Here is a 21,705-nt window from a genome sequence, read left to right on the forward strand (position 1 = left end):
ACACGCCCCGGTCAGCGCACGCGGGCCAGCAGGAAGCCGTCGTAGCCCTTGCTCCCCACGGTCTGGACGACCGTGGCGTCGACGCGCGGCTCCTGCGCGATCACCTCGGCGACCGCGCGCGTGCCGCGGACGTCCGGGTCGGGGTTGTGCGCATCGGCGACGCGGCCGCCGCGCACGACGTTGTCCACGACGATCAGGGTGCCGGGCCGGGAGAGGCGCAGGGCGTGCCGGAAGTACTCGGCGTTCGACCGCTTGTCGGCGTCGATGAATGCGAGGTCGAACGGGCCGTCGAGGGTGGGGAGGGTGTCGAGCGCGGGCCCGACGCGCACGTCGACCACACCGCCGAGGCCCGCGCGGGCGACGTTGGCGCGGGCCACCTCGGCGTGGGTGGTGTCGACCTCGCACGTCACGAGCTCGCCGTCGGCCGGCAGCGCGCGGGCGAGCCAGATGGTGGAGTAGCCGCCGAGCGTGCCGATCTCGAGGATCCGGCGGGCGCCGACCGTGCCGGCGAGCAGGTTCAGCAGCTTCCCCTGCGCGGGGCTGACGTCGATCGCGGGTAACCCGGCGAGGGCGTTCGCCTCCTGCGCCGCGTCGAGCACCGGGTCCGGGCCGAGCAGCTGCCCGGTGAAGTACGCGTCGACCGCCTGCCACGTCCGCTCGTCCATCTGATCAGCCTATGACCGTGGCGGTTCGGGTTCGCCCTACCCTGAGCGGGGAGGCGCACCGGCTGGGTGGCGTCGGGTGGGGGGACGAGAGTAGCGGCATGACCGAATACGTGCCCGTCGCGGCGGTCGCCGGGCCGACGACCGCCGGGCAGCGCTTCTGGCGGGGTTACGGCTACCTGCTCGGTGGCCTTCCGCTGTGCATCGTCGCGTTCGTGATCGCGGTCGTGGGTTTCGCCGCCGGGGTCGGCACGATCGTGGTCTGGCTCGGGCTGCCCATCCTCGCCGGCACGCTGCGCGCCTCGCGCGGCCTGGCCGGTGTCGAGCGGCGCGGCGCCGAGTGGGCCACGGGCAGGCCGCTGCCGCCGCACCACTACCGGGAGACCCGTGGCCGGGGGATCGGCCGGCTGTTCAGCATGATCGCCGACCCGCAGTCGTGGCGCGACCTGCTGCACTCCGTGGTCGCGTTCCCGGTGCGGCTGGCGATGTTCGTCATCGCCGTGGTCTGGACGGTCGGCGGGCTCGGCTCGCTGCTCTACGTCACGTGGGAGTGGTCCCTGCCGCGCGACGACAACGGGGGCCTGTTCTGGCTGATCTTCGGCTACCCGTTCCGGCTGGGTGAGATCGCGATCAACACCGGCCTCGGCGTGATCATGCTGGCGACGGCGCCGCTGGTCATCCGCGGGCTGGTGGCGACGCGGGCCGGGCTCGCGCGGGGTCTGCTCACCAACCAGACCGCGGCCCTGCGCGCCCGGGCGGCCCAGCTGGAGTCCAGCAGGCGGGCGGCTGTGCAGGCCGAGGCGCAGACCCTGCGCCGGCTCGAGCGCGACATCCACGACGGCCCGCAGCAGCGGCTCGTCCGGCTGAACATGGACCTGGAGGCCGTGGCCCGCAGGCTCGACGACAACCCGGAGAAGGCCCGCCCGCTGGTGGCGGAGGCACTGGAGCAGAGCAGGGAGGCCCTCGACGAGCTGCGCGCCCTCTCCCGCGGCATCGCCCCGCCGATCCTCGCCGACCGCGGCCTCGGCCCCGCACTCGCGGCCGCCGCCGCCCGCTGCCCGGTGGAGGTCTCCCTCGACGTCGCCCTGCCGCCGGGGCAGCGCCTCGCCGCCGCCGTCGAGAACACCGCGTACTTCGTGGTCACCGAGGCCCTCACGAACGTCGCGAAGCACGCCCACGCCTCCCTCTGCACCGTGGTCGTCTCCGCCGACGCCGGCCGGGTGCTCGTGCAGGTGCGCGACGACGGCCGGGGCGGCGCCCACCTCGGGAAGGGCCACGGGCTCGCCGGGCTCGCCGACCGCCTGGCCACCGTCGAGGGCGTGCTCGACGTCGTGAGCCCGCCCGGCGGCCCCACCGTGCTGACCGCCGAGATCCCGCTGCAGGGCGTGGGGGATGATCGGTAGGTGAGGGTCGTTCTTGCCGAGGACTCGCTGCTGCTCAGGGAGGGGCTCGTCCGCCTCCTCGACGAGGCGGGCGCCACCGTCGTGGCCGCCGTCGGGGACGGGGACGGCCTGGTGGCGGCCGTGCAGGAGCACCGGCCCGACGTCGCCGTGGTGGACGTCCGGATGCCCCCGAGCTTCACCGACGAGGGCCTGCGCGCCGCGCTGGAGGTGCGCCGCACCGTGCCCGGCACGGCGATCCTGGTGCTGTCGCAGTACGTCGAGGAGTCCTACGCCTCCGACCTGCTCACCGCGGGCGGGGGCGTCGGCTACCTGCTGAAGGACCGGGTCTCGAAGCTCGCCGACCTGTCCGACGCGCTGGAGCGGGTGGTCGACGGCGGCACCGTGCTGGACCCGGAGGTCGTCTCGGCGCTGTTCGCGCACCGCCGCCGCCGCGACCCCCTGGCCGAGCTCTCCCCGCGCGAGCGCGAGGTCATGGGGCTCATGGCGGAGGGGCGCACCAACACCGCCATCGGCCGCACCCTCGTGATCAGCCAGGGGGCGGTGGAGAAGCACATCTCGTCGATCTTCACCAAGCTCGGCCTGCCGCCGTCGAGCGACGACCACCGCCGGGTGATGGCTGTGCTGACCTGGCTGGGCGCGTAGCGCCGATGCTCACCCGAACCGCGGTCGGCGCACCCGGCGCCGGTCCCTACGCCGTGGCCGTCGACGCCGCAGGCGTCACGTGGACCACGCTCGTCCACGCGGGCCAGGTCGCCCGGATCCCGCCCGGCGGCCCACCCGAGCTGCACGACCTGGGCAACCCGGACGCCCGGCCGTCGTTGCTCGCGCTCGCGCCGGACGGGGCCGTCTGGGTCACCCGGGGAGGCGACGACCGCATCGATCACATCCGGGCCGACGGCACGCGGAGCAGCTTCGCGGTGGGCACCGGCCCCTACGGGATCGCGCTCGGGCCCGACGGCGACGTCTGGTTCACCGCCATCGCGGCGGACGCCATCGGCCGCCTCACCCCGGACGGGTCGGTGGCGCTCACGCAGGTCCCCGGCGACACCGGCATGCCGGCGATGATCACGCCCGGGCCCGACGGCGCGATGTGGTTCACCCTCAACCGGGTAGGAGCCCTCGGGCGGGTCGGCACCGCGGGTGAGATCACCGTCCACCCGCTGCCGGACGCCGGGTGCGGCCCCGTCGGGATCGCGGGCGACGGGGCCGCGATCTGGTTCGCCGAGATCGGCGCCGGGCGGGTCGGGCGGCTCGTCCCGGGCGATGCGCTGCAGGAGTTCGACCTGCCCGACCGCGAGGCCCGCCCGCACGCCGTCGCCCCGGACGGCGCCGGTGGCTGCTGGGTCACGCTGTGGGCCGCGAGCGCCCTCGCCCACCTCGACGAGCGCGGCACCGTCACCGCCGTGCACGACCTCGGTGCGGGGTCGGAGCCGCACGGGGCGGCTCTCGGCCCCGGCGGTGCGGTGCTGGTGGCGCTGGAGAGCGGGCACCTCGTCACCCTCCGGCCGGCGGGCTGATCCTCGGGAATCCATATCACCCCGATGCTGAGATCCCGTTGAGATGTGGCGGGTAACGGCGGATCACGGGCGGTCGATGGTCGAGACGTACGCGTCAGCACCGATGCGTGCATCGTTGTCGGGGGATCCAGGGGGGATCTGCAATGCGACGTGTTCTCGCCGTTCTCGCCGTTGCCGCGGCGTCTTTCGTCGGAGCGACCGGGGTGGCCGCTGCCGCGCCGGTGACGTACGAGGTCACCGACTCCTGGCAGCTGACCTACATCGGCGGCGACCCGAGGGTCCTGCCGGAGATGGAGGACGACGTGGTCGAGGTCAAGTGCTGGCGGAGCGACGAGATGACGGACTGGAAGGTGAACGAGCGGGAGTTGGTCGGCGGTTCGTGGGAGCGGACCGACGGCACCGGGATCCAGGTCCAGCCCGAATTCACCGGGAAGACCGAGACTCTCACCATCACCGTCAGCTGCCGGCGCGGCTGACTCGTCGGAACGGGCGCGCACCGATTCGGGGAATGCCCTGAATCGGTGCGCGTTCGTATTCCGGATCGGCGTCAGAGCCGGCCCGAGCGCAGTTCCGTCACTGCGAGGCGGGCGGCCCGGCCGATCACCGCGTCGGCTCGCGGCAGCAGCTCCTCGGCGCGCGCGGCCCGGGTGAACACGGCGACCGCGACGGGCCGCTCGCCGTCGAACTGCACCACGCCGACCTCGTTGCGGACGGCGGCCAGGGTGCCGGTCTTGCCCGCGACCCGCACCCCGACCGGCGGGAACCCCGACCGCAGCCGGTGCTGCCAGGCCTGCGCGCCCAGCAGGTCGCGGGCGAACCGGCACTGCTGCGGCGAGGCCGCGCGGTCGGACCAGACGGCGGCGAGCAGCCGGGTCATCTCGCGCGCGGTGGTGGCGCTGGCGAGCACGGCGTCGTACGCCCGGACGGCGACGGCGGCGTCGTTGCTGGTGAGGGCGCGGAACGCGGAGGCGGTGTCGGTGGTGGCGGTGTCGGCCACGATGCTGCGGTACACATCGGCGGTGCCCCCGTGCACCCGCGTGCGCTCCAGCCCGAGGTCGTGGAGCGTCTCGTTCACGTGGTCGAGGCCGACGCGCCGCAGCAGCACGTCGGCGGCGGCATTGTCCGAGACCGCGATCATGGAGCAGGCGAGGTCGCGCCATGACATCGTCACCGGGTCGCGCATGATCGACAGGCCGGTGGGCCCCGTGGTGCGCCCGGACGGGTCGACGGTGACCCGCTCGCGCGGGTCGATGTCGCCCGCGTCGACGCGGCGGCCGAACGCGACGAGCAGCGGGAGCTTGTAGACCGACGCCATCACGACCGGCTCGTCCGGATCGACCCCGACCTCGCGGGCCGCACCGCCGAGTGGCATCGCGTGCAGCCTGCCGTGCACGCCGGCATCGGCGAACGCGCGGCGGATCTCCCGCTCCGGCCCGCTCACGGCGCCGGCTCGCCGTCGAGCGCGCCCAGCACCGCGTCCCGGACGGCCGGGTCGGGTCCCGTGCCGCGCCACGCCGTGCGCAGGCGCAGCGGCAGCGGTTCGCCCGCGACCTCGCGGCGGACGACGCCGGGCGCGCCGAGGTCCGGGTCGGCGGTGAGCGCGAACGCCCGGCCGGTGGCGACGAGCACGAGCGCGGCGCGGTCGTCCGGAGCGCTCACCGGGCCCGTCACCAGCCCGCGCTGCTCGAGGGTGTCGAGCAGGAGGTCGTACGCCGCCGGGCCGTGCGCCCGTGGCGGCGTGGCGAGCGCGAGCCCGCGCAGCGACCGCAGGACCACCGGGCCCGCCGTCGCCGCCGCCGGGTGGCCCGCGGGCAGGAGCAGCGCGGTGGTGAGCCGGTGGACGGGCCCGCTCTGCAGGCTCCCCAGCAGCGCGGGGTGCACGACGACGGCGAGGTCGAGGCGGCCGGCCGCGAGCGCGTCCAGCAGCTCGGTGGACGGTGCGGTGACGATCTCGGGGGGCGCGTCGCCGCACGCGGTGACGATCGCGGCGACGATCGCGGCGACCGACCGGATCGGGAGCTGTGGCACCGCACCGATCCGGACCGGTGCCGCTCCGTGCGCGCTCGCCGCCCGCCGGAGGTCCTCGGCGTCCTCCAGCAGGGCCCGGGCCCGGGGGAGCAGGTCGCGGCCCGCGGCGTTGAGCCGGGCCCCGCGGGAGCTGCGGTCGACCAGGATCACGCCGAGCGAGCGCTCCAGCCGCTGCAGGCCCTGCGACAGCGGGGGCTGCGCGATCCCGAGCCGCGCCGCGGCGTGCCCGAAGTGCTCCTCCTCCGCGATCGCGACGAAGAACTCCAGGTGCCGGAGGAGATCCACGCGGCGAACCGTAGCAGCGGCGATAGTCGATCCATATCGCGGTCGGCGTGTCGCCATATTTGCGGTATCGCCGGCCGATTGCTTGCCTGTCCCACGTGATCGAGACGAAGCCGAGCCGCCGCTCCGTGCTGGCGGCGGCGCTCCTGCTCCCGCTGGCCGGATGCGGCGCACCGGCGGCCGCGCCACCCGCGCCCGCCGCCCCCGCGACGCAGACGCCGGCGCGCACGGACCGCCTGCCCGAACTGGAACGGCGCTTCGACGCGCGCCTGGGCGTCTACGCGGTGGACACCGGCAGCGGCCGGGAGCTGGCCCACCGCGCCGACGAGCCGTTCGCGATGTGCTCGGTGTTCAAGGCGCTCGCCGCGGCCGCCGTCCTGCAGCGCACCCCGCCCGAGTACCTCGACGAGCGCGTGCACTTCACCGAGGCCGACCTCATCGACCCGTCGCCGATCGCGGCGCAGCACGTCGCGGAGGGCATGACGGTCCGCGAGCTCTGCGACGCCGCCGTCCGCTACAGCGACAACGCCGCCGGCAACCTGCTGCTCGCCGACGTCGGCGGCCCGGCGGGGATCACGGCGTTCGCCCGGTCGCTCGGCGACGAGGTGACGCGGCTCGACCGGACCGAGCCGGAGCTGAACACGGCGATCCCCGGCGACGAGCGCGACACCACCACGCCGCGGGCGATCGCCGGGAGCCTCCGGGCGCTGGTGCTCGGCGACCACCTCGACCCCGCCGACCGCGCCCTGTTCACGGAATGGCTCGTCGGCAACAGGACGGGGGACGAGCGCATCCGCGCCGGCCTGCCCGCGGGCTGGCGCGTGGGCGACAAGACCGGCACGGGCAGCTACGGCACGGCCAACGACGTCGCGGTGCTGTGGCCGCCGGACGCCGCGCCGATCGCCGTCGCGGTGCTGACGTCCCGGGCCGCCGAGGACGCGACGCGCGACGAGGCACTGCTCGCGGAAGCGGCGGCGGTCGTGGCGCAGGAGCTCGGCTGAGCGCGTCCCGCGACCATGATCACGATGGCGGGGAACGGGCGCGCCCGATCGGTACCGTCGAACCGGTGCTCCCCACCCGCGCAGCCAGGACCCGCCATGCCGTGATCGGCATGCTGATGGCGTCGGTGTGCGGGGCGGCCCTCGCGCTGGGGGTGCTGGGCGCGAACGGGCGGGTGGTGCTCGTGTGGGACCGGGTCGTCGGGGCGCCGGCCGCGATCGTGGTGGAGATGCCAGGAGCCGAGACCGGTCCACCCTGCCCCCTCGACGCGCGCTACGTCGACGAGCCACCCGACCGCCTTCCCCAGCCGACGCTCGCGGCCTGGCAGCGGCTCCGGTCCGCAGCCGGCGCCGACGGGGTGCGGCTCTGCCTGAACGACGGCAAGCGCAGCCGGGAGCAACAGGCGCGCCAGTTCGCCGAGGCTGTGCAGGAGTTCGGCAGCGCCGGGCTGGCCAGCAGGTACGTGCTGCAACCCGACGAGTCGATGCACGTCGTCGGGATCGCCGTGGACATCCAGCCGCTCGCCTCGGCGGGCTGGGTGGAACGCAACGGCCGCGCGCTGGGGTGGTGCCGCCGCTACGAGAACGAGCCGTGGCACTTCGAGTACGACCCGGCGTACGTGACGGCCGGGTGCCCGGCGCTGCTGCCCAGCGCGACCGGGTCATAGCGGCACTCGGATCGTCGGCGTGGGGCGCGAGTACCACAGCTCGGATTCGGGCCGGGCACGCCCACGATCCGCGGCGCCACCGGATGCGGTTCTGGCCACAGCCGCCATGATCAGCCGCCATGATCAGCGAGTGCGGTTCTGGAACCGCACGGGTGCGGCTTCAACACCGTTCTCGGCAATCATGAGCCTGTGATCGACGGGATCGTGACGTGAGCCGCACCTCTGCGGTTCAGGTCACGTTCGTGCTGATCATGCGCGGGCGCACACCCGAGTTGCGGCGATGCCCCGGAGCGGTGTCACCCCCGCCTCACGTGGGCGAGCCCGCTCACCTCGGGACGGGATGCGATCGATACCCGCCCGTTGGGGCCGCGCGCAGACAGCCGGGTCGGAATCCACCCCGCTCGGCGGGCATGCGGCCGGTTCGGGTGCACTACCGGGCCCTGGGGTTGCGCTGGCGGCCGTCCCCGACGCGGGGGCACGCCCGTCCACGACGAGATCGTCCCCGCCGGGTGGCTACGCGACCGTCCTGTGGTCCCGATCCCTGCCCCAGCCCTCCCTGGGATTCCGATGCCGCCCCGTGCACCGCCTTCCACTGGTCCGACTCACAGGCGCGTGCCATCGGGGACCCGGCCCGAGAAGTCGCCCACGAGGACGGCGTAGACCCAGGCCCGGGACCCACCGGGGTGACCGCGTGACAGTCCGGACGAGGGGCGGAGGCAGGCCGTGACCGTCGGGTACGGCGCGCCCGCCGCAGCTGACCGTCACCTCGTGATCGCCCGGCGGCCGGATGCAGCCCATGTCCCGATTCCGCCGATCGTGGATGCATCCATCGCCGGCGTCGAGTGCGGCAGCCGATTCGACAACACGCTCCTCCGGATCCACGTGGGTCAGCGCACGGCGCGCAGGTCCAGTACGAGCTCGTCGGACGCTCCGTCGACCAGCCGCACCGGGATGCCCCAGTCCTGCTGGTAGCGGTGGCACGCGGCGAACACGCCGTCGTCACCCCCGTCGTTCTCGTCGCAGGCCGCCGCCGCGACGCTCACCTGCAGCACCCCCTCCGGTGGGGCGTCCGGGGCGAACCGCAGCATGCGGGTGAGGCCGGGGGTCGTGCCGGCGCCGTCCGCGAGCAGCTCGGGAGGGGACGCCGCCACGGTGAGCGACGTCGGGTCTCCGAACCGGGAGTCGAGGTGCTGGCCGGTGGGCGGTGTGAAGTCGACGCGCAGGACCAGCGCGCCGGGGGCGAGGTCGGTGCGGGCCCGCCGCACCCGGTGGACCCCGCCGTCGATCCGGGTGCTCGCCGGGATCGCCAGCCGGACGAGCCGGTGGGCCGCGGACTCGACCACGACGAGGGTGTCCCCGTCGACGAGCACGTCGCTGGGCTCGCGCAGGTCCCGGGCGAGGGTGCTCACGGTGCGGGTGGCCGGGTCGTAGCGGCGGACGGCGCCGGTGTAGGTGTCGGCGACCGCCACCGACCCGTCCGGCAGCACGGCCACGCCGAGCGGGTGCTGGAGCAGGGCCTCGTCGGCGGCGCCGTCGCGGAACCCGAAGTCGAACAGGCCCGTCCCCACCGCGGTCGACACCTGCGCTCCCGCGGCGGGCGCCGCCTGGACGGACCGCAGGGCCGAGACCTCGGAGTCCGCCACCCAGAGCGTGCCGTCCGCCCCGGTCGCGAGCCCGGACGGCTGTGCGAAGAACGCGTCCTCGGGAGCGCCGTCGCGCAGGCCCTCGTTCGTGGTCCCCGCGAGTACCGTGACCGCGCCGGAGGCCGGGTCGAACGACCACAGCTGGTGGTTGCCCGCCATCGCCACGACCACCCGGTCCTCCCACCACGCCAAGTCCCACGGCGACGACAGCTCGCCGGCGCCCGCGCCCGGCTCCACCCGGGTGCGCAGCTGCTCCCCGGTGCCGGCGAGCGTGGTGACCGTGCCGTCGGCCAGCCGCACGCCCCGCAGCGCGTGGTTGACCGTGTCTGCGACCACCACGTCGTACCCGCCCACCGGTTCCGGCAGCAGCAGGAGCCCCTGCGGCTCGGAGAAGCGGGCCGGCGAGTCGGAGAAGCCGCGCTCGCCGGTGCCGATCCGCCGCCGCTCGGTGACCAGGTCGGGTTCGAGCTCGACCAGCTGGTGGTGCGCGGAGTCGGACACGAGCAACGTGCCGCCGGGTAGCGCGATCGCCTTGCCGGGGAAGCGCAGCGCGGTGGCGGGCTCCGGCGGCGCGACGTACGGGCCGTCCCCCCGGTGCAGGGTGCCGGCCGCCCCGTGCTCGGCGACGAGCTCCTCGATCAGCACGCCCAGCCCGTGCGCGTGCCCCTCACCCGACAGCTGCGCCACGACGTAACCGGTCGGGTCGACCACCACCAGCGTCGGCCAGGCCCGCGCGGCGTAGGCGTCCCAGGTGACCAGCTCGGGGTCGTCGAGCACCGGGTGGTGCACCGCGTAGCGCTCGACGGCCGCCGCGACCGCGTCCGGGTCGGCCTCGTGCGCGAACTTCGGCGAGTGCACGCCGATCGTCACGAGCACGTCGGCGTAGCGCTCCTCCAGCTCCCGCAGCTCGTCGACGACGTGCAGGCAGTTGATGCAGCAGAACGTCCAGAAGTCGAGCAGCACGATCTTCCCGCGCAGCCCGGCGAGCGTGACCTCCGCGCCGCCGGTGTTGAGCCAGCGGCGCCCCCGCAGCTCCGGTGCACGCACCCGTGATCGACCCACGACGGGCTCAACCGGCAGGTCGGGCCGGGTGTTCCGGTCACCGTCGGATGATCAGTGTCGATCGATCAGTGCCGGTCGCGCTCGCAGAGCGATACCAGCATGAACACGATGGTGCACACGACGATGATGCCGATGAGATCGAGCCAGGTCATGAGGACCACATCCTGTGGCCGCCGATCGGTTCGGAGCGCGGCCCTGCTGTGTGCTCGCTCCGTGAGCCGGGTTGGTTACGGCACGGCCTGCACCGCCCGGGCGCGCCACCAACTCCACGCGGCCACGCAGACCGCGAGCCAGGCGCCGCCGACCAGCCAGCCGGCGACCACGTCGCTGAACCAGTGCACACCCAGGTAGACGCGGGTGAGGCCGACCGCGCCCACCCACAGCGCGGCGGCCGCCACCAGCCCGGCGCGGACGGCGGCCGTGCGCCCGGGCCAGGCCAGCACGACGAGCGTGCCGATCACGACGACCGCCGTGGTGGCGTGCCCGGACGGCAGCGACTCGCTCGCCGCGTGCACGAGCCGCCCGTCCGCCGGGGGCCGGGGCCGGTCGAGCAGCTCCTTCAGGGCCCGGAAGACCAGCTGTGCGCTTGCCATCGCGCCGACGACGAACACGGCGTCGGCGCGCCGGTGGAGGGACCAGAGCCGGGCGCCGGCCGCGACGGCGAGCACCGCCATCGCCGCCGTGCTGCCCAGGTGGGTGACCACGACGGCCACCGTGGTGAGCAGGCCGGTGCGCGACTCGATCGACTCGTCGAGCACCGCGGCGTCGAGCCGGGCCGGGCCGACGCCCGCGAACGCGGCCCAGAGGCCGGCGAGCGCCGCGATCCCGAGTAGGACGGCGATCGCCACGCCGACGCCCGGACGTGGCGCGCGCGGCGGCGCGGGCCCGTCCATCCCTGCGGGCCGGTCGTCCGGATCGGTGAGTCGAGCCATCCGTCCCTCGTGCGTCAGGCGGGGCGCCCCCGCATCTCCCGGTAGCGGCGCACGAGCGCCGCCGTGGAGGCGTCGAGGCCCGCGGTGTCGGCCTCGTCGGCGGCCAGCACCGGGGCGAGCTGCTTCGCGAGCACCTTGCCCAGCTCCACGCCCCACTGGTCGAACGAGTCGATGCCCCAGATCGTGCCCTCGACGAACGTGACGTGCTCGTAGAAGGCGATGATCTGACCGAGCGTGGAGGGCGTCAGCTTCCGCGCGAGGATCGTGGACGACGGCCGGTTGCCGGGCATGACCTTGTGCGGCACGACGTCGGCGGGAGTGCCCTCGGCGGCGATCTCCTCGGCGGTCTTGCCGAACGCGAGCGCCTGGGTCTGCGCGAACAGGTTGGACATGAACAGGTCGTGCATGTCGCCTTGCGCGTCCACGTCGATCACGTGGTTGGGCTCCGCGAAACCGATGAAGTCGGCGGGCACGAGCCGCCTGCCCTGGTGCAGCAGCTGGTAGAAGGCGTGCTGGCCGTTGGTGCCCGGCTCGCCCCAGAAGATCTCCCCGGTGACCGTGGTGACCGGGCTGCCGTCCCCCCGCACCGACTTGCCGTTGCTCTCCATCGTGAGCTGCTGCAGGTAGGCGGGCAGCCGGTGCAGGTACTGGCTGTACGGGAGCACCGCGTGGGTCTCGGTGCCGAAGAAGTTCGTGTACCAGACGTTCAGCAGGCCCTGGATCGCCGGCAGGTTCTCCTCCAGGGGGGCCTTGCGGAAGTGCGAGTCCATCGCGTACATGCCGGCGAGGAACTCGGCGAACTGCTCCTTGCCGATCGCGACCATGAGCGAGAGCCCGATCGCGGAGTCGACGGAGTACCGGCCACCCACCCAGTCCCAGAAGCCGAACATGTTGGCCTCGTCGATGCCGAACGCGCTGACCTCCTTCGCGTTCGTCGACACGGCCACGAAGTGCTTGGCCACGGCCGCCTCGTCGCCCCCGAGCCCGTCGACCAGCCAGCGCCGCGCCACCTTGGCGTTCGTGAGCGTCTCGAGCGTGGTGAAGGTCTTGGACGAGACGATGAACAGCGTGGTGGCGGGGTCGAGGTCGCTCGTTGCCTCCGCGATGTCGGTGGGATCGATGTTCGAGACGAACCGCATCGTGAACGAGCGGTCGGCATAGGCGCGCAGCGCCTCGTAGGCCATCACCGGGCCGAGGTCGGAGCCCCCGATCCCGATGTTGACGACGGCGCGGATCCGCTGGCCGGTGTGCCCGGTCCACTCCCCGGAGCGCACGGCGTCGGTGAACTCGCCCATCCGGCGGAGCACGGTGTGGACCTCGACGGGCACGTCCATGCCGTCGACCGCGAGCGCCGTCGCCTCCGGAGCCCGCAGGGCGGTGTGCAGCACCGCGCGGTCCTCGCTGGTGTTGATGTGCTCGCCCGCGAACATGGCCTCGGTGCGCTCCGGCAGCCCGGCGGCACGGGCGAGCGCGGTGAGCAGCGGGAGCGTGTCCCGGGTGATCCGGTGCTTGGAGTAGTCGAGGACGAGGTCGGCCCCCGTGGCGGTCAGGGCGTCGGCGCGGCCGGGGTCGTCGGCGAACAGCTCGCGCAGGTGCCGGCCGGCGACGGCGGCGTGGTGGTCGGCGAGGGCGGACCACTCCGGGGTGGCGGTGATGTCGGTCCCATGGACGTTTGTGGACACCGGGCCATAGTGCCGGGTCGTCAGGACGCCGTCGCGCTGGGGACGCGCGGGTTGTCACCCGTCCGCTCCCAGAGGGCGATGCCGCCCAGCAGCCCGGAGATGTTGGGCACGATCGTCCGGTTCGGGCCGATGGTGTCCGGGTCGAGCCGCTTCGCGTTGCCGCCACCGATGTACATGTGGTCGGGCAGCACCATCTCCTCGAACGCGTCGAGCGCCTCGAGCACCCGCTTGCGCCACTTCTCCTTGCCGATCTTGTGACGTTCGTTGTCGCCGCACGAGACCTCGATGGAGGTGCCGCCGTACGTGCCGTGCGACAGCTCCATGTGCGGCAGCAGCGTGCCGTCGAAGAACACCGCGGTGCCGATGCCGGTGCCGAGCGTCACCACGAGCTCCATGCCGTGGCCGGAGATGACGGCGCAGCCCTGCACGTCGGCGTCGTTGGCCACGCGGATCGGCGTGGCGAACCGCTCGGCGATCGCGGCCTCCAGCTCGAAGCCGGTCCACATCGCGACCAGCTCGGGGTCCGGCGGCAGGCCCGGGCCGCGGCGGGAGAACGCAGGCACCTCGCGGACCCGCCCGCGGCGGATGGCGCCGGGGAACCCGACGGACACGCGGTCGTGCTCCGGCTGGGACTTCACCAGCTCGGTCAGCTCGTCCAGCAGCACGGGCGGGGTGCACGGGTAGGGCGTCTCCCGGCGCGTCCGCTCGGACAGCGGGTCGCCGGTGGCGGTCAGGACGATGGCCTTCAGGCCGGACCCACCGATGTCGATCGCCAGCGTGCGCGGTCCGTCCATGGCTGCGTCCTCCTCGTGCCCCTGCCCCACGACCGGGCACGTTAACCGGCGCGGGGCAGCGGCGCACCTACCCGGGGGCCGCGTCACGCGGGTGACGCGGTGCGGGTCCTCGTGGGTGCCGTACGCGCCAGCTCGATGTCGGGGCTGCGGTAGAGCCGCTCCGGGACGCGGGCCAGCGTCGAGGGGTGCACCTGCGGGCCGAGGCCGTAGAGCTTCTGGAAGCTCATGATCAGCGGGCGCCACGCGTCGGGGTCGATGTGGTCGTCGGTGCCGGGGAGCCGGACGGCGTCGTGCACCAGCACGCGCTGCACCCGGACCTCGATCGCGAGCACCGCGCCGCGCTGCCGCTCGTCCTCCTCCGCGAGTGGGTGCACCGCCTCGACGACGGCCTCCATCGCCACCGGGCACTCCGCGACCCGCGGCGGCGCCACCGTCTCCGACGCCACGGGCGAGAGCCCTGCCCGGCCGAACTTGTCGGCGACGTGGACGTAGCCGCGCTCGCGCTTGCGCGGCGGCACCGGGTCGGAGCCGGTGGTCAGCGCGAGGCGGTCCACCGCTGGCGCCAGCGCGTCCGACGGGAGGTTCAACACCGCCTCACCGGTGCGGAGCATGTTGCGCGTGGTGCGGGAGGTCGCCCCGATGCCGAGGATCGCGCGCCACCCGAGCCAGAACGCCGAGGAGATCGGCGCCAGGTTGGCCGACCCGTCCTCGTTCTCGGTGGAGACGAGCACGACCGGGGTGCCGAAGTACAGGATTCCGGGCTCGATGGTCTCGTGCACCGGGGGTTCCGTCGTCATACGTCCAGGGTGGGAGCGCCGGCCGGGCCCGTGCTGGCGGGAATCGGTCGTGCTGATCGACTGGCGCCTGCGCGGTGCGTGTCGGGCCCCGTCCCTATTGTGTGGCGGTGCCGTGGAGCGTGGAGCGGGTGCTCGCCCTCGCGCCCGACCCGGCGTCCGCCGGCGCCGGACGTGGTCAGGCGGTCCCGGCGACGTGGATGGAGCCCGGGGCCTCCGAGGCCGCGGTGTGGGGCGCGTGCCGGGGGAGCGGGAAGCAGCCCTACCAGGTCTGCGTCGAGCTCGCGGAGCCCGCGTTCCGGTGCACGTGCCCCAGCCGCAAGATCCCCTGCAAGCACGCGCTCGGCCTGCTGCTGCTGTGGGCGCGGGGTTCGGTGCCGGACGGAGCCGAGCCGGAGTGGGTGCGCGCGTGGCTCACCGAGCGGGCGGAGCGGGCCCGGCGCCGCCCCGGCCGGCAGGCCGGGGTGCCTCCCCGCGACCCGGAGGCCGCCGCGCGGCGGGCCGAGCAGCGGGCCCAGCGGGTCGCGGCGGGGGCCGCCGAGCTGCGGGAGTGGCTCACCGACCGGGTCCGCAGCGGGCTGGCCGGCGCGGACGCCGAGGAGCTCTACGGCGTCGCCGCCCGCATGGTCGACGCGCAGGCGCCCGGACTGGCGGGCGGGCTGCGGCGCGCGGCAGGCGTGATCGGGCGGGGCCGGGACTGGCCGGGACGGCTGCTGACCGAGCTCGCGCTGCTGCACGTCCTGGCGGGGGCGAGCACGCGGCTCGCCGACCTGCCCGCCGACCTGGCCGCCACCGTCCGCACCCGGCTGGGGTTCCCCACCGACACCGCCGACGTGCTCGCGAACGGGGAGCGCGTGACCGACCAGTGGGTGGTCACCGGGTTGGTGGACGAGGTGACCGAGCGGCTCACCACCCGCCGCGCCTGGTTGCGGGGCCGCGACAGCGGGCGCCCCGCGCTGGTGCTGTCGTTCGCCCCACCGGGCCAGCCGCTCGACCGCTCGCTGCCTCCGGGCCACGTCGTCCGCGGCGAGCTGGCCTTCTACCCCGGGGCCGCGCCGCTGCGGGCGCTCGTCGCCGGTGCGGACGAACCGGTCCGCGCCGGCCGTCCGGGCGGTGATGCGGTGTGCGCCGCGCTGGAGTCGGTCGCGCAGGCGCTGGCCGTCGACCCGTGGCAGGACCGGTGGCCGCTGCTGCTCGCCGGCGTCGCCCCCGTCGCGGACGGCGGCGGCTGGCTCCTCGTCGACGCCGAGGGGGCCGCACTCCTGATCGACGAGCGGGCCGACCCGTGGCCGCTGCTCGCCGTGTCCGCCGGCGCCCCCGTCCCGGTGGCCGGCGAGTGGACGGCCACCGGCCTGCGCCCGATGACCTGCTGGGACGGCGACCGGACCGTGCGGTTGTGAGCTACTGGGACGACCTCGTGAGCACGGCGCTGCTCGGCACCCAGCGCCGCCGGTTCGACCCCGGCGGGCTGCCCGCGCCGGTGCGGCCCCTCGTCCCCGACGAGCCGGAGGCCGGCCTGCTCACCGCGGCCGCGGTGCTCGCCACCTACCGGCGAGCCGGGCGCGTCCCCGCGCGGCCGGGCAGCCGCCCGGCCGCGCCCGGGCGCGACGAGCGGCCGCTCGTCCCACCGGCGGCGCGGCGGAGGCTGCTGCGGCTGCCCGCGGAGCTGCTCCCCGAATGGCTGGACGCGGTGCGGGAGCGGGGCCTGCGCGTCCCGCAGGAGAACCTGCGGGCGCTCGTCGACGCCGCGCGCACCCGGCCGCCGCTGCGCGCTCCGCTCGCGGCCGCCGCCGGGCCGGCCGGCGCCTGGCTGGGGGAGCGCAACCCCGCGTGGGCGTTCCTGGCCTCGGCGGTGCCCGGGGTGGTCGACGACCAGGCCTGGGAGTACGGCAACGCGCTGCAGCGGCGGGACTGGCTGGGCCGCACCCTCGCCGCCGACCCGCCCGCAGCGCGCGCGGCGCTGGCGGCGACCTGGGCGAGCGAGCCGGCGGGCGTGCGGGCGGATTTCCTCGCGGTGCTCGGCGAGCACCTGGACGCCGGCGACGAACCGTTCCTCGAGGCCGCGCTGGACGACCGGGCGGCGCCGGTGCGGGAGGCGGCCGCGGACCTCCTCGCGCGCCTGCCCGGGTCGCGGCTGGCGGCGCGGATGCGGGAGCGGGCCGCACGCCTGGTGCGGGCCGACGGGGACGCCCTCGCCGTCACCCCGCCCGACCTCGACGACCGCGCGCTCCTCCGGGACGTCGGTGGCCCGCAGGCGCGCGCCGCCCGGCAGCCGGCCGACCTGCTGCGCGCGGCCGTCGCCGCCACCCCGCTCGGGCACTGGGCGGGCTTCGGCGCGCCGGCAGCGGTGCTGACGCGGCCGGTGCGCGGCTGCGAGCCCCGCGTCCTGCACGCAGGCTGGGCCGATGCCGCCGGCCGCGAGCGGGACGCCCGGTGGGGCGCCGCCGTGCTCCCCGCGATCGAGCCCGCGGCCGTCGACGGCTCGATCACGAACATGGTGCGTCGCCTCCCGGCCGCGGTGCAGGGTCCGGCGCTCGCGGTGCTCGCCGCGAAGCTCCCCCCACCGGCGATGGCCTCGGCGGTGGGACAGCTGCCCGCCCCCTGGCCTCCCGAGCTGGGCACGGCCGTGCTCGACTGGATCGGTACCCAGCCCGGCAACCGGGGGCTCGGTGGCGCCGCGCGGGCCGCCGCCGTCCGCGTGCCCCGGGCATGCCTGCACCACCCCGTCGCCACCGGGCCGCTGCCGATCGGCGCCGCGCCGTGGTGGCGCGAGCTGGCCGCCACCCTGACCGTCCGCCGCGAGATGCACGAGGAGCTGCGATGACCGCGCCGAACCCGGATGCGGTGCTGCGGCCGCACGCCGAGCAGGACCACGCCGACGAGCTGGCCGCGCTCGCCGCGGCCGACGACCGGGCGCGCCCGCCGTCGTGGCGGCTCTCGCCGTGGGCGGTGGTCACCTACCTGCTCGGCGGGGCCCTGCCCGACGGCACCGAGATCACGCCGAAGTACGTCGGGCCGCGGCGGCTCGTCGAGGTCGCCGTGGCCACCCTCGCGACGGACCGCGCGCTGCTGCTGCTCGGCGTGCCCGGTACGGCGAAGACCTGGGTGTCCGAGCACCTCGCCGCCGCGATCAGCGGCGACTCCACGCTGCTCGTGCAGGGCACGGCGGGCACCGCTGAGGAGGCCATCCGCTACGGCTGGAACTACGCCCGCCTGATCGCAGAGGGCCCCAGCCCGGCCGCGCTCGTGGAGAGCCCGGTGCTGCGGGCCATGCGGGACGGCAAGATCGCCCGGCTCGAGGAGCTCACCCGCATGGCCGCGGACGTGCAGGACGCGCTGATCACGATCCTGTCGGAGAAGACGATGCCCGTGCCCGAGCTGGGCACCGAGGTGCAGGCCCGGCCCGGCTTCAACCTCATCGCCACCGCCAACAACCGCGACCGCGGCGTCAACGAGCTCTCCAGCGCCCTGCGCCGCCGGTTCAACACGGTGGTGCTGCCGCTGCCGGACTCCGCCGACGCCGAGGTGGAGATCGTCGCCCGCCGGGTGGCGCAGCTGGGCGCGTCCCTGGAGCTGCCCTCCGAGGTGACGGCGCTCGCCGAGATCCGCCGGGTGGTCACCGTGTTCCGGGAGCTGCGCTCCGGGCGCACCGAGGACGGGCGCACCGCGGTGAAGTCGCCGTCGGGCACCCTGTCCACGGCCGAGGCGATCAGCGTGCTCACCGGTGGCCTCGCACTCGCCGCGCACTTCGGCGACGGCGTGCTGCGCCCGTCCGACGTGGCCGCCGGGATCCTCGGTGCCGTCGTCAGGGACCCCGTGGCCGACCGCGCGGTGTGGGTGGAGTACCTGGAGACGGTCGTGCGCGAACGGGAGGGCTGGGCCGACTTCTACCGGGCCGGGCTGGAGGTCACCGGGTGAGGACCCGCCTGTTCGGGATCCGCCACCACGGGCCCGGCTCGGCACGGGCCCTGGCCGCGGAGCTCGTCGCGTTCGCCCCGGACGTCGTGCTCATCGAGGGACCGCCCGAGGCCGATGCACTGGTGGCGCTCGCCGCAGACCCCGCCCTGCGACCGCCGGTGGCGCTGCTCGCGTACGCCGTGGACGAGGTCTCCCGGGCGGCGTTCTGGCCGTTCGCCGTGTTCAGCCCGGAATGGCAGGCCATCCGGTACGCCGTCGCGGCCGGCGTGCCGGTGCGGTTCTGCGACCTGCCCGCCGCCCACCAGTTCGCGCTCGCCGGCCGGGCGGGCGGCTCCGCCGACCCCCTGGAACGCCTCGCGGCCGTCGCCGGGTACGACGACCCGGAACGCTGGTGGGACGACGTGATCGAGCACCGCCGCGACCCGGCGTTCGACGTGATCGCGGACGCGATGGCGGCCCTGCGGGCCGGCGAGCCGACCGGGGAACACGACGCGCGCCGTGAGGCGTACATGCGCGGCGTGCTGCGCCGCACCCGCAAGGACGGGTACGAGCGCATCGCGGTCGTCTGCGGCGCATGGCACGTGCCGGCCCTGACCGACCCGCTCCCGCCCGCCTCCCGCGACCAGGCGCTCCTGCGCGGGCTGCCGAAGCGCAGGACGGCCTGCGCCTGGGTGCCGTGGACGCACGGGCGGCTCGCGGCGACCGGCGGCTACGGCGCCGGCGTGACCTCGCCCGGCTGGTACCACCACCTCTTCACCACGGAGCGGGACGTCACCGCGCGCTGGCTCGCCGCGGTGGCCGGCGTGCTGCGCGCCGAGGACCTGCCGGTGTCCACCGCGCACGTGATCGAGGCGGTGCGCCTCGCCGAGACCCTCGCCGCCCTGCGCAACCGGGTGTCCGCGGGGCTCGCCGAGGTCACCGAGGCCACCCTCTCCGTGCTCTGCGGGGGCAACGAGGTGCAGCTCGACCTCGTCACCAGGAAGCTCGTCGTGGGGGAGCGGATGGGGTCCGTGCCCGACGACGCCCCGCTGACGCCGCTGGCCGCCGACCTCGCCGCCACCGCCCGTCGGCTGCGCCTCAAGCGCGACCCGCAGCCCCGCGAGCTCGACCTGGACCTGCGCTCGCCCGGCGGGCTCGACCGCTCGCGGCTGCTGCACCGGCTGCGGCTGCTCGGGATCCCGTGGGGCAGGCCCGCCGCGAGCACCCGCCGCAGCACCGGCACCTTCCGGGAGACGTGGGAGCTGGCCTGGCAGCCGGAGTTCGAGGTGGACCTCGTGGCGGCCGGGGTGCACGGCACCACCGTGGCCGGCGCGGCGACCGCCCGCGTCCGGGCCGCCGTCACCGACGCACCCGCGCTGTCCGACGTCACCGCCGCCGTGGAGCGCTGCCTGCTCGCCGACCTGCCGGACGCCCTTCCGGACGCGCTCGCCGCCCTGGACGCCCGTGCCGCGGGCGACGCCGACGTCGCGCACCTCATGGCGGCCTTCCCGGCGCTCGCCAGGGCCACCCGCTACGGCGACGTGCGCGGCACCGACACCGGCGCGCTGCGCGCCGTGGCCGAGCGGGTGCTGGCCCGGATCTGCGCCGGGCTGCCGCCCGCCGCGCACGGCATCGACGAGGGCGAGGCGGCCCGCCTGGCCGGGCTCGTCGACGGCGTGCACGACGTCACGGGCCTCCTCGGCGATGAGGCCACCGGCCGCTGGCTCACGGCGCTGGGGCGGCTCGCGGAGCGGCCCGCCCTGCCCCCGCTGCTCGCCGGCCGGCTGGCGCGGCTGCTCTCCGACACCGACCGGATGGCCGCCGACGAGGTCGAGCGGCGGCTGGCGCGCGCCCTCACGGCCGGCACCCCCGCCGCGCACGCCGGCGCGTACGTCGAGGGGTTCTTCGCGGGCGGCGCGCTGCTGCTCGTGCACGACGACCGGCTGCTGCGGGTGGTCGACCGCTGGCTCGCCGAGGTGGCGGCGGACCAGTTCGACGAGGTGCTGCCGCTCCTGCGGCGCACGTTCGGGGCGTTCGCCGACCCGGAGCGCCGCGCGATCGGGGAGCGGGCCGCCGCGCTCACCGACGACGTGCCCGCCCCGCGCGTCGCCGACGGGCTGGACGAGCGGCGGGCCGAGCTGGTGGTGCCGGTGTTCGCCCGGCTGCTCGGGGTGGGGTCGTGAGCGACGACGAGCGGCTGCGGCGCTGGCGCCTCGTGCTGGGCAGCGGCCCGGAGGAGACCGCGGACGGCACCGGCGTCGCGCTGGGACCCGAGGACCGCCGCGTCGACGCCGCACTCGCGGCCCTCTACGACGGTGGGGGTGGCGAGGGGAACGGGCCGCGCACCGGCGGGCTCGGCGGCTCGTCGCCCCAGGTGGCGCGCTGGCTGGGCGACATCCGGCAGTACTTCCCGACGTCGGTGGTGCAGGTGATGCAGCGCGACGCCGTCGAGCGCCTCGGCCTCACCCGCATGCTGCTGGAGCCGGAGCTGCTCGCCGCCGTCGAGCCGGACGTGCACCTGGTCGGCACGCTGCTGTCGCTCCAGGGCGTGCTGCCGGAGCGGACGAAGGAGACCGCCCGGGCGGTCGTGCGCACCGTCGTGGCGGAGCTGGAGCGCCGGCTCGCCGACCGCGTGCGGGCCGCCGTCACGGGCGCGCTGGACCGCTCCACGCGCACCCGCCGCCCGCGCCCCGCCGACATCGACCTGGCCCGCACCATCCGGGCCAACCTGCAGCACTTCTCCCCGGACCTGGGCACGATCGTGCCGGAGCGGCTGATCGGCCACGGGCGTCGGCACCGGAGCGTGCAGCGCGACGTGGTCCTCGCCGTCGACCAGTCGGGCTCGATGGCCGAGTCGGTGGTCTACGCGGGCCTGTTCGGCGCCGTCCTGGCGTCGATGCCGGCGCTGCGCACGCGGTTCGTGGCGTTCGACACGGCCGTCGTCGACCTCACCGACTCCCTCGGCGACCCCGTCGAGCTGCTCTTCGGCACCCGGCTCGGTGGCGGCACCGACATCAACCGCGCGATCGCCTACTGCCAGTCCCTCGTCACCCGTCCCACCGAGACCCTGTTGGTGCTGATCAGCGACCTGTACGAGGGCGGAGCGCAGGCCGACCTGATGCGCCGCGTCGGGGCGCTCGTCGGCGCCGGGGTACAGGTGGTGGCGCTGCTCGCGCTGTCCGACAGCGGCGCGCCCGCCTACCACCACGACAACGCCGCCGCCCTCGCGGACCTGGGCGTCCCCGCCTTCGCCTGCACACCCGAGCTCTTCCCGGACCTGATGGCGGCGGCCATCCGAGGCGAGGACCTGGCGCAATGGGCGGCGGCAGCCCGAGCCTGAACG

General features: G+C 75.5%; 19 protein-coding genes. 11 read left to right on the forward strand and 8 right to left on the reverse strand.

Annotated elements, in window-relative coordinates:
- Positions 1 to 11: 11 nt before the first annotated feature.
- Positions 12 to 665, reverse strand: coding sequence for an O-methyltransferase (locus ABEA81_RS13315; protein WP_345605311.1), 654 nt, complete (start codon positions 663 to 665; stop codon positions 12 to 14).
- 98 nt (positions 666 to 763) lie between these two features.
- Between ABEA81_RS13315 and ABEA81_RS13320 the strand changes: the two genes are divergently transcribed.
- From ABEA81_RS13320 to ABEA81_RS13335, 4 genes are all read left to right on the forward strand, one after another.
- Entirely contained in the window at positions 764 to 2,065 is a 1,302-nt protein-coding gene (locus ABEA81_RS13320; RefSeq protein ID WP_345605312.1) for a sensor histidine kinase, read from the forward strand.
- Positions 2,066 to 2,707 (forward strand): response regulator transcription factor, encoded by a 642-nt coding sequence (locus tag ABEA81_RS13325; protein ID WP_345605313.1) that lies wholly within the window; start codon positions 2,066 to 2,068, stop codon positions 2,705 to 2,707.
- A gap of 5 nt (positions 2,708 to 2,712) precedes the next feature.
- Entirely contained in the window at positions 2,713 to 3,582 is an 870-nt protein-coding gene (locus tag ABEA81_RS13330; RefSeq protein ID WP_345605314.1) for a Vgb family protein, read from the forward strand.
- 143 nt (positions 3,583 to 3,725) lie between these two features.
- On the forward strand, positions 3,726 to 4,058 hold the full coding sequence (locus tag ABEA81_RS13335) for a hypothetical protein (protein WP_345605316.1): 333 nt from the start codon (positions 3,726 to 3,728) through the stop codon (positions 4,056 to 4,058).
- Positions 4,059 to 4,129: 71 nt separating this feature from the next.
- Here the strand turns inward: ABEA81_RS13335 and ABEA81_RS13340 are convergent, their stop codons facing one another.
- Both ABEA81_RS13340 and ABEA81_RS13345 read right to left on the reverse strand, forming a co-directional pair.
- Positions 4,130 to 5,023 carry a serine hydrolase gene (locus tag ABEA81_RS13340; RefSeq protein ID WP_345605317.1) on the reverse strand — a complete coding sequence of 298 codons (894 nt, stop codon included), beginning with the start codon at positions 5,021 to 5,023 and terminating at the stop codon, positions 4,130 to 4,132.
- Positions 5,020 to 5,895, reverse strand: a complete 876-nt coding sequence (locus ABEA81_RS13345) for a LysR family transcriptional regulator (protein ID WP_345605318.1) — start codon at positions 5,893 to 5,895, stop codon at positions 5,020 to 5,022. The genes ABEA81_RS13340 and ABEA81_RS13345 overlap by 4 nt, the downstream gene beginning before the upstream one ends.
- 98 nt (positions 5,896 to 5,993) lie before the next feature.
- Between ABEA81_RS13345 and bla the strand changes: the two genes are divergently transcribed.
- The gene (gene bla / locus ABEA81_RS13350) at positions 5,994 to 6,893 is read left to right on the forward strand and encodes a class A beta-lactamase (protein ID WP_425570546.1); all 900 of its coding nucleotides are present in this window, start codon (positions 5,994 to 5,996) and stop codon (positions 6,891 to 6,893) included.
- A gap of 65 nt (positions 6,894 to 6,958) precedes the next feature.
- The gene (locus ABEA81_RS13355) at positions 6,959 to 7,558 is read left to right on the forward strand and encodes a D-alanyl-D-alanine carboxypeptidase family protein (protein WP_345605320.1); all 600 of its coding nucleotides are present in this window, start codon (positions 6,959 to 6,961) and stop codon (positions 7,556 to 7,558) included.
- A gap of 887 nt (positions 7,559 to 8,445) precedes the next feature.
- Here ABEA81_RS13355 and ABEA81_RS13360 read toward each other — a convergent pair.
- The 5 genes from ABEA81_RS13360 to ABEA81_RS13380 all read right to left on the reverse strand — a co-directional run bounded on the left by ABEA81_RS13360 (position 8,446) and on the right by ABEA81_RS13380 (position 14,468).
- Positions 8,446 to 10,248, reverse strand: coding sequence for an NHL domain-containing thioredoxin family protein (locus tag ABEA81_RS13360; protein WP_345605322.1), 1,803 nt, complete (start codon positions 10,246 to 10,248; stop codon positions 8,446 to 8,448).
- 242 nt (positions 10,249 to 10,490) lie between these two features.
- Positions 10,491 to 11,195 (reverse strand): phosphatase PAP2 family protein, encoded by a 705-nt coding sequence (locus ABEA81_RS13365; protein WP_345605323.1) that lies wholly within the window; start codon positions 11,193 to 11,195, stop codon positions 10,491 to 10,493.
- 14 nt (positions 11,196 to 11,209) lie between these two features.
- Positions 11,210 to 12,877, reverse strand: coding sequence for a glucose-6-phosphate isomerase (pgi, locus tag ABEA81_RS13370; protein ID WP_345605324.1), 1,668 nt, complete (start codon positions 12,875 to 12,877; stop codon positions 11,210 to 11,212).
- Positions 12,878 to 12,897: 20 nt separating this feature from the next.
- The gene (locus ABEA81_RS13375) at positions 12,898 to 13,671 is read right to left on the reverse strand and encodes an ROK family protein (RefSeq protein ID WP_345605325.1); all 774 of its coding nucleotides are present in this window, start codon (positions 13,669 to 13,671) and stop codon (positions 12,898 to 12,900) included.
- Between the two features lie 83 nt (positions 13,672 to 13,754).
- On the reverse strand, positions 13,755 to 14,468 hold the full coding sequence (locus ABEA81_RS13380; RefSeq protein WP_345605326.1) for a flavin reductase family protein: 714 nt from the start codon (positions 14,466 to 14,468) through the stop codon (positions 13,755 to 13,757).
- Positions 14,469 to 14,575: 107 nt separating this feature from the next.
- Between ABEA81_RS13380 and ABEA81_RS13385 the strand changes: the two genes are divergently transcribed.
- From ABEA81_RS13385 to ABEA81_RS13405, 5 genes are read left to right on the forward strand one after another with little or no spacing between them, the layout of a single operon-like run.
- Positions 14,576 to 15,865, forward strand: coding sequence for an SWIM zinc finger family protein (locus ABEA81_RS13385; RefSeq protein WP_345605327.1), 1,290 nt, complete (start codon positions 14,576 to 14,578; stop codon positions 15,863 to 15,865).
- A complete protein-coding gene (locus tag ABEA81_RS13390) occupies positions 15,862 to 17,289 on the forward strand; it encodes a DUF5691 domain-containing protein (RefSeq protein ID WP_345605328.1) in 1,428 nt (475 codons plus the stop codon). Before ABEA81_RS13385 ends, ABEA81_RS13390 begins: the two co-directional genes overlap by 4 nt.
- Positions 17,286 to 18,383, forward strand: coding sequence for an ATP-binding protein (locus ABEA81_RS13395; protein ID WP_345605329.1), 1,098 nt, complete (start codon positions 17,286 to 17,288; stop codon positions 18,381 to 18,383). The genes ABEA81_RS13390 and ABEA81_RS13395 overlap by 4 nt, the downstream gene beginning before the upstream one ends.
- The gene (locus tag ABEA81_RS13400) at positions 18,380 to 20,545 is read left to right on the forward strand and encodes a DUF5682 family protein (RefSeq protein WP_345605330.1); all 2,166 of its coding nucleotides are present in this window, start codon (positions 18,380 to 18,382) and stop codon (positions 20,543 to 20,545) included. The genes ABEA81_RS13395 and ABEA81_RS13400 overlap by 4 nt, the downstream gene beginning before the upstream one ends.
- The gene (locus ABEA81_RS13405; RefSeq protein WP_345605331.1) at positions 20,542 to 21,702 is read left to right on the forward strand and encodes a VWA domain-containing protein; all 1,161 of its coding nucleotides are present in this window, start codon (positions 20,542 to 20,544) and stop codon (positions 21,700 to 21,702) included. The genes ABEA81_RS13400 and ABEA81_RS13405 overlap by 4 nt, the downstream gene beginning before the upstream one ends.
- The last annotated feature ends 3 nt before the right edge of the window (positions 21,703 to 21,705 follow it).

Origin of the sequence: Pseudonocardia adelaidensis (genome assembly GCF_039543345.1) — a bacterium.
Taxonomy (GTDB): domain Bacteria; phylum Actinomycetota; class Actinomycetes; order Mycobacteriales; family Pseudonocardiaceae; genus Pseudonocardia; species Pseudonocardia adelaidensis.

Bases quoted from the DNA above. Each gene is read 5' to 3' on its own strand.
- ABEA81_RS13315 (WP_345605311.1), bottom strand. From the start codon at position 665: ATGGACGAGCGGACGTGGCAGGCGGTCGACGCGTACTTCACCGGGCAG.
- ABEA81_RS13320 (WP_345605312.1), top strand. From the start codon at position 764: ATGACCGAATACGTGCCCGTCGCGGCGGTCGCCGGGCCGACGACCGCC.
- ABEA81_RS13330 (WP_345605314.1), top strand. From the start codon at position 2,713: ATGCTCACCCGAACCGCGGTCGGCGCACCCGGCGCCGGTCCCTACGCC.
- ABEA81_RS13335 (WP_345605316.1), top strand. From the start codon at position 3,726: ATGCGACGTGTTCTCGCCGTTCTCGCCGTTGCCGCGGCGTCTTTCGTC.
- ABEA81_RS13365 (WP_345605323.1), bottom strand. From the start codon at position 11,195: ATGGCTCGACTCACCGATCCGGACGACCGGCCCGCAGGGATGGACGGG.
- ABEA81_RS13375 (WP_345605325.1), bottom strand. From the start codon at position 13,671: ATGGACGGACCGCGCACGCTGGCGATCGACATCGGTGGGTCCGGCCTG.
- ABEA81_RS13380 (WP_345605326.1), bottom strand. From the start codon at position 14,468: ATGACGACGGAACCCCCGGTGCACGAGACCATCGAGCCCGGAATCCTG.
- ABEA81_RS13395 (WP_345605329.1), top strand. From the start codon at position 17,286: ATGACCGCGCCGAACCCGGATGCGGTGCTGCGGCCGCACGCCGAGCAG.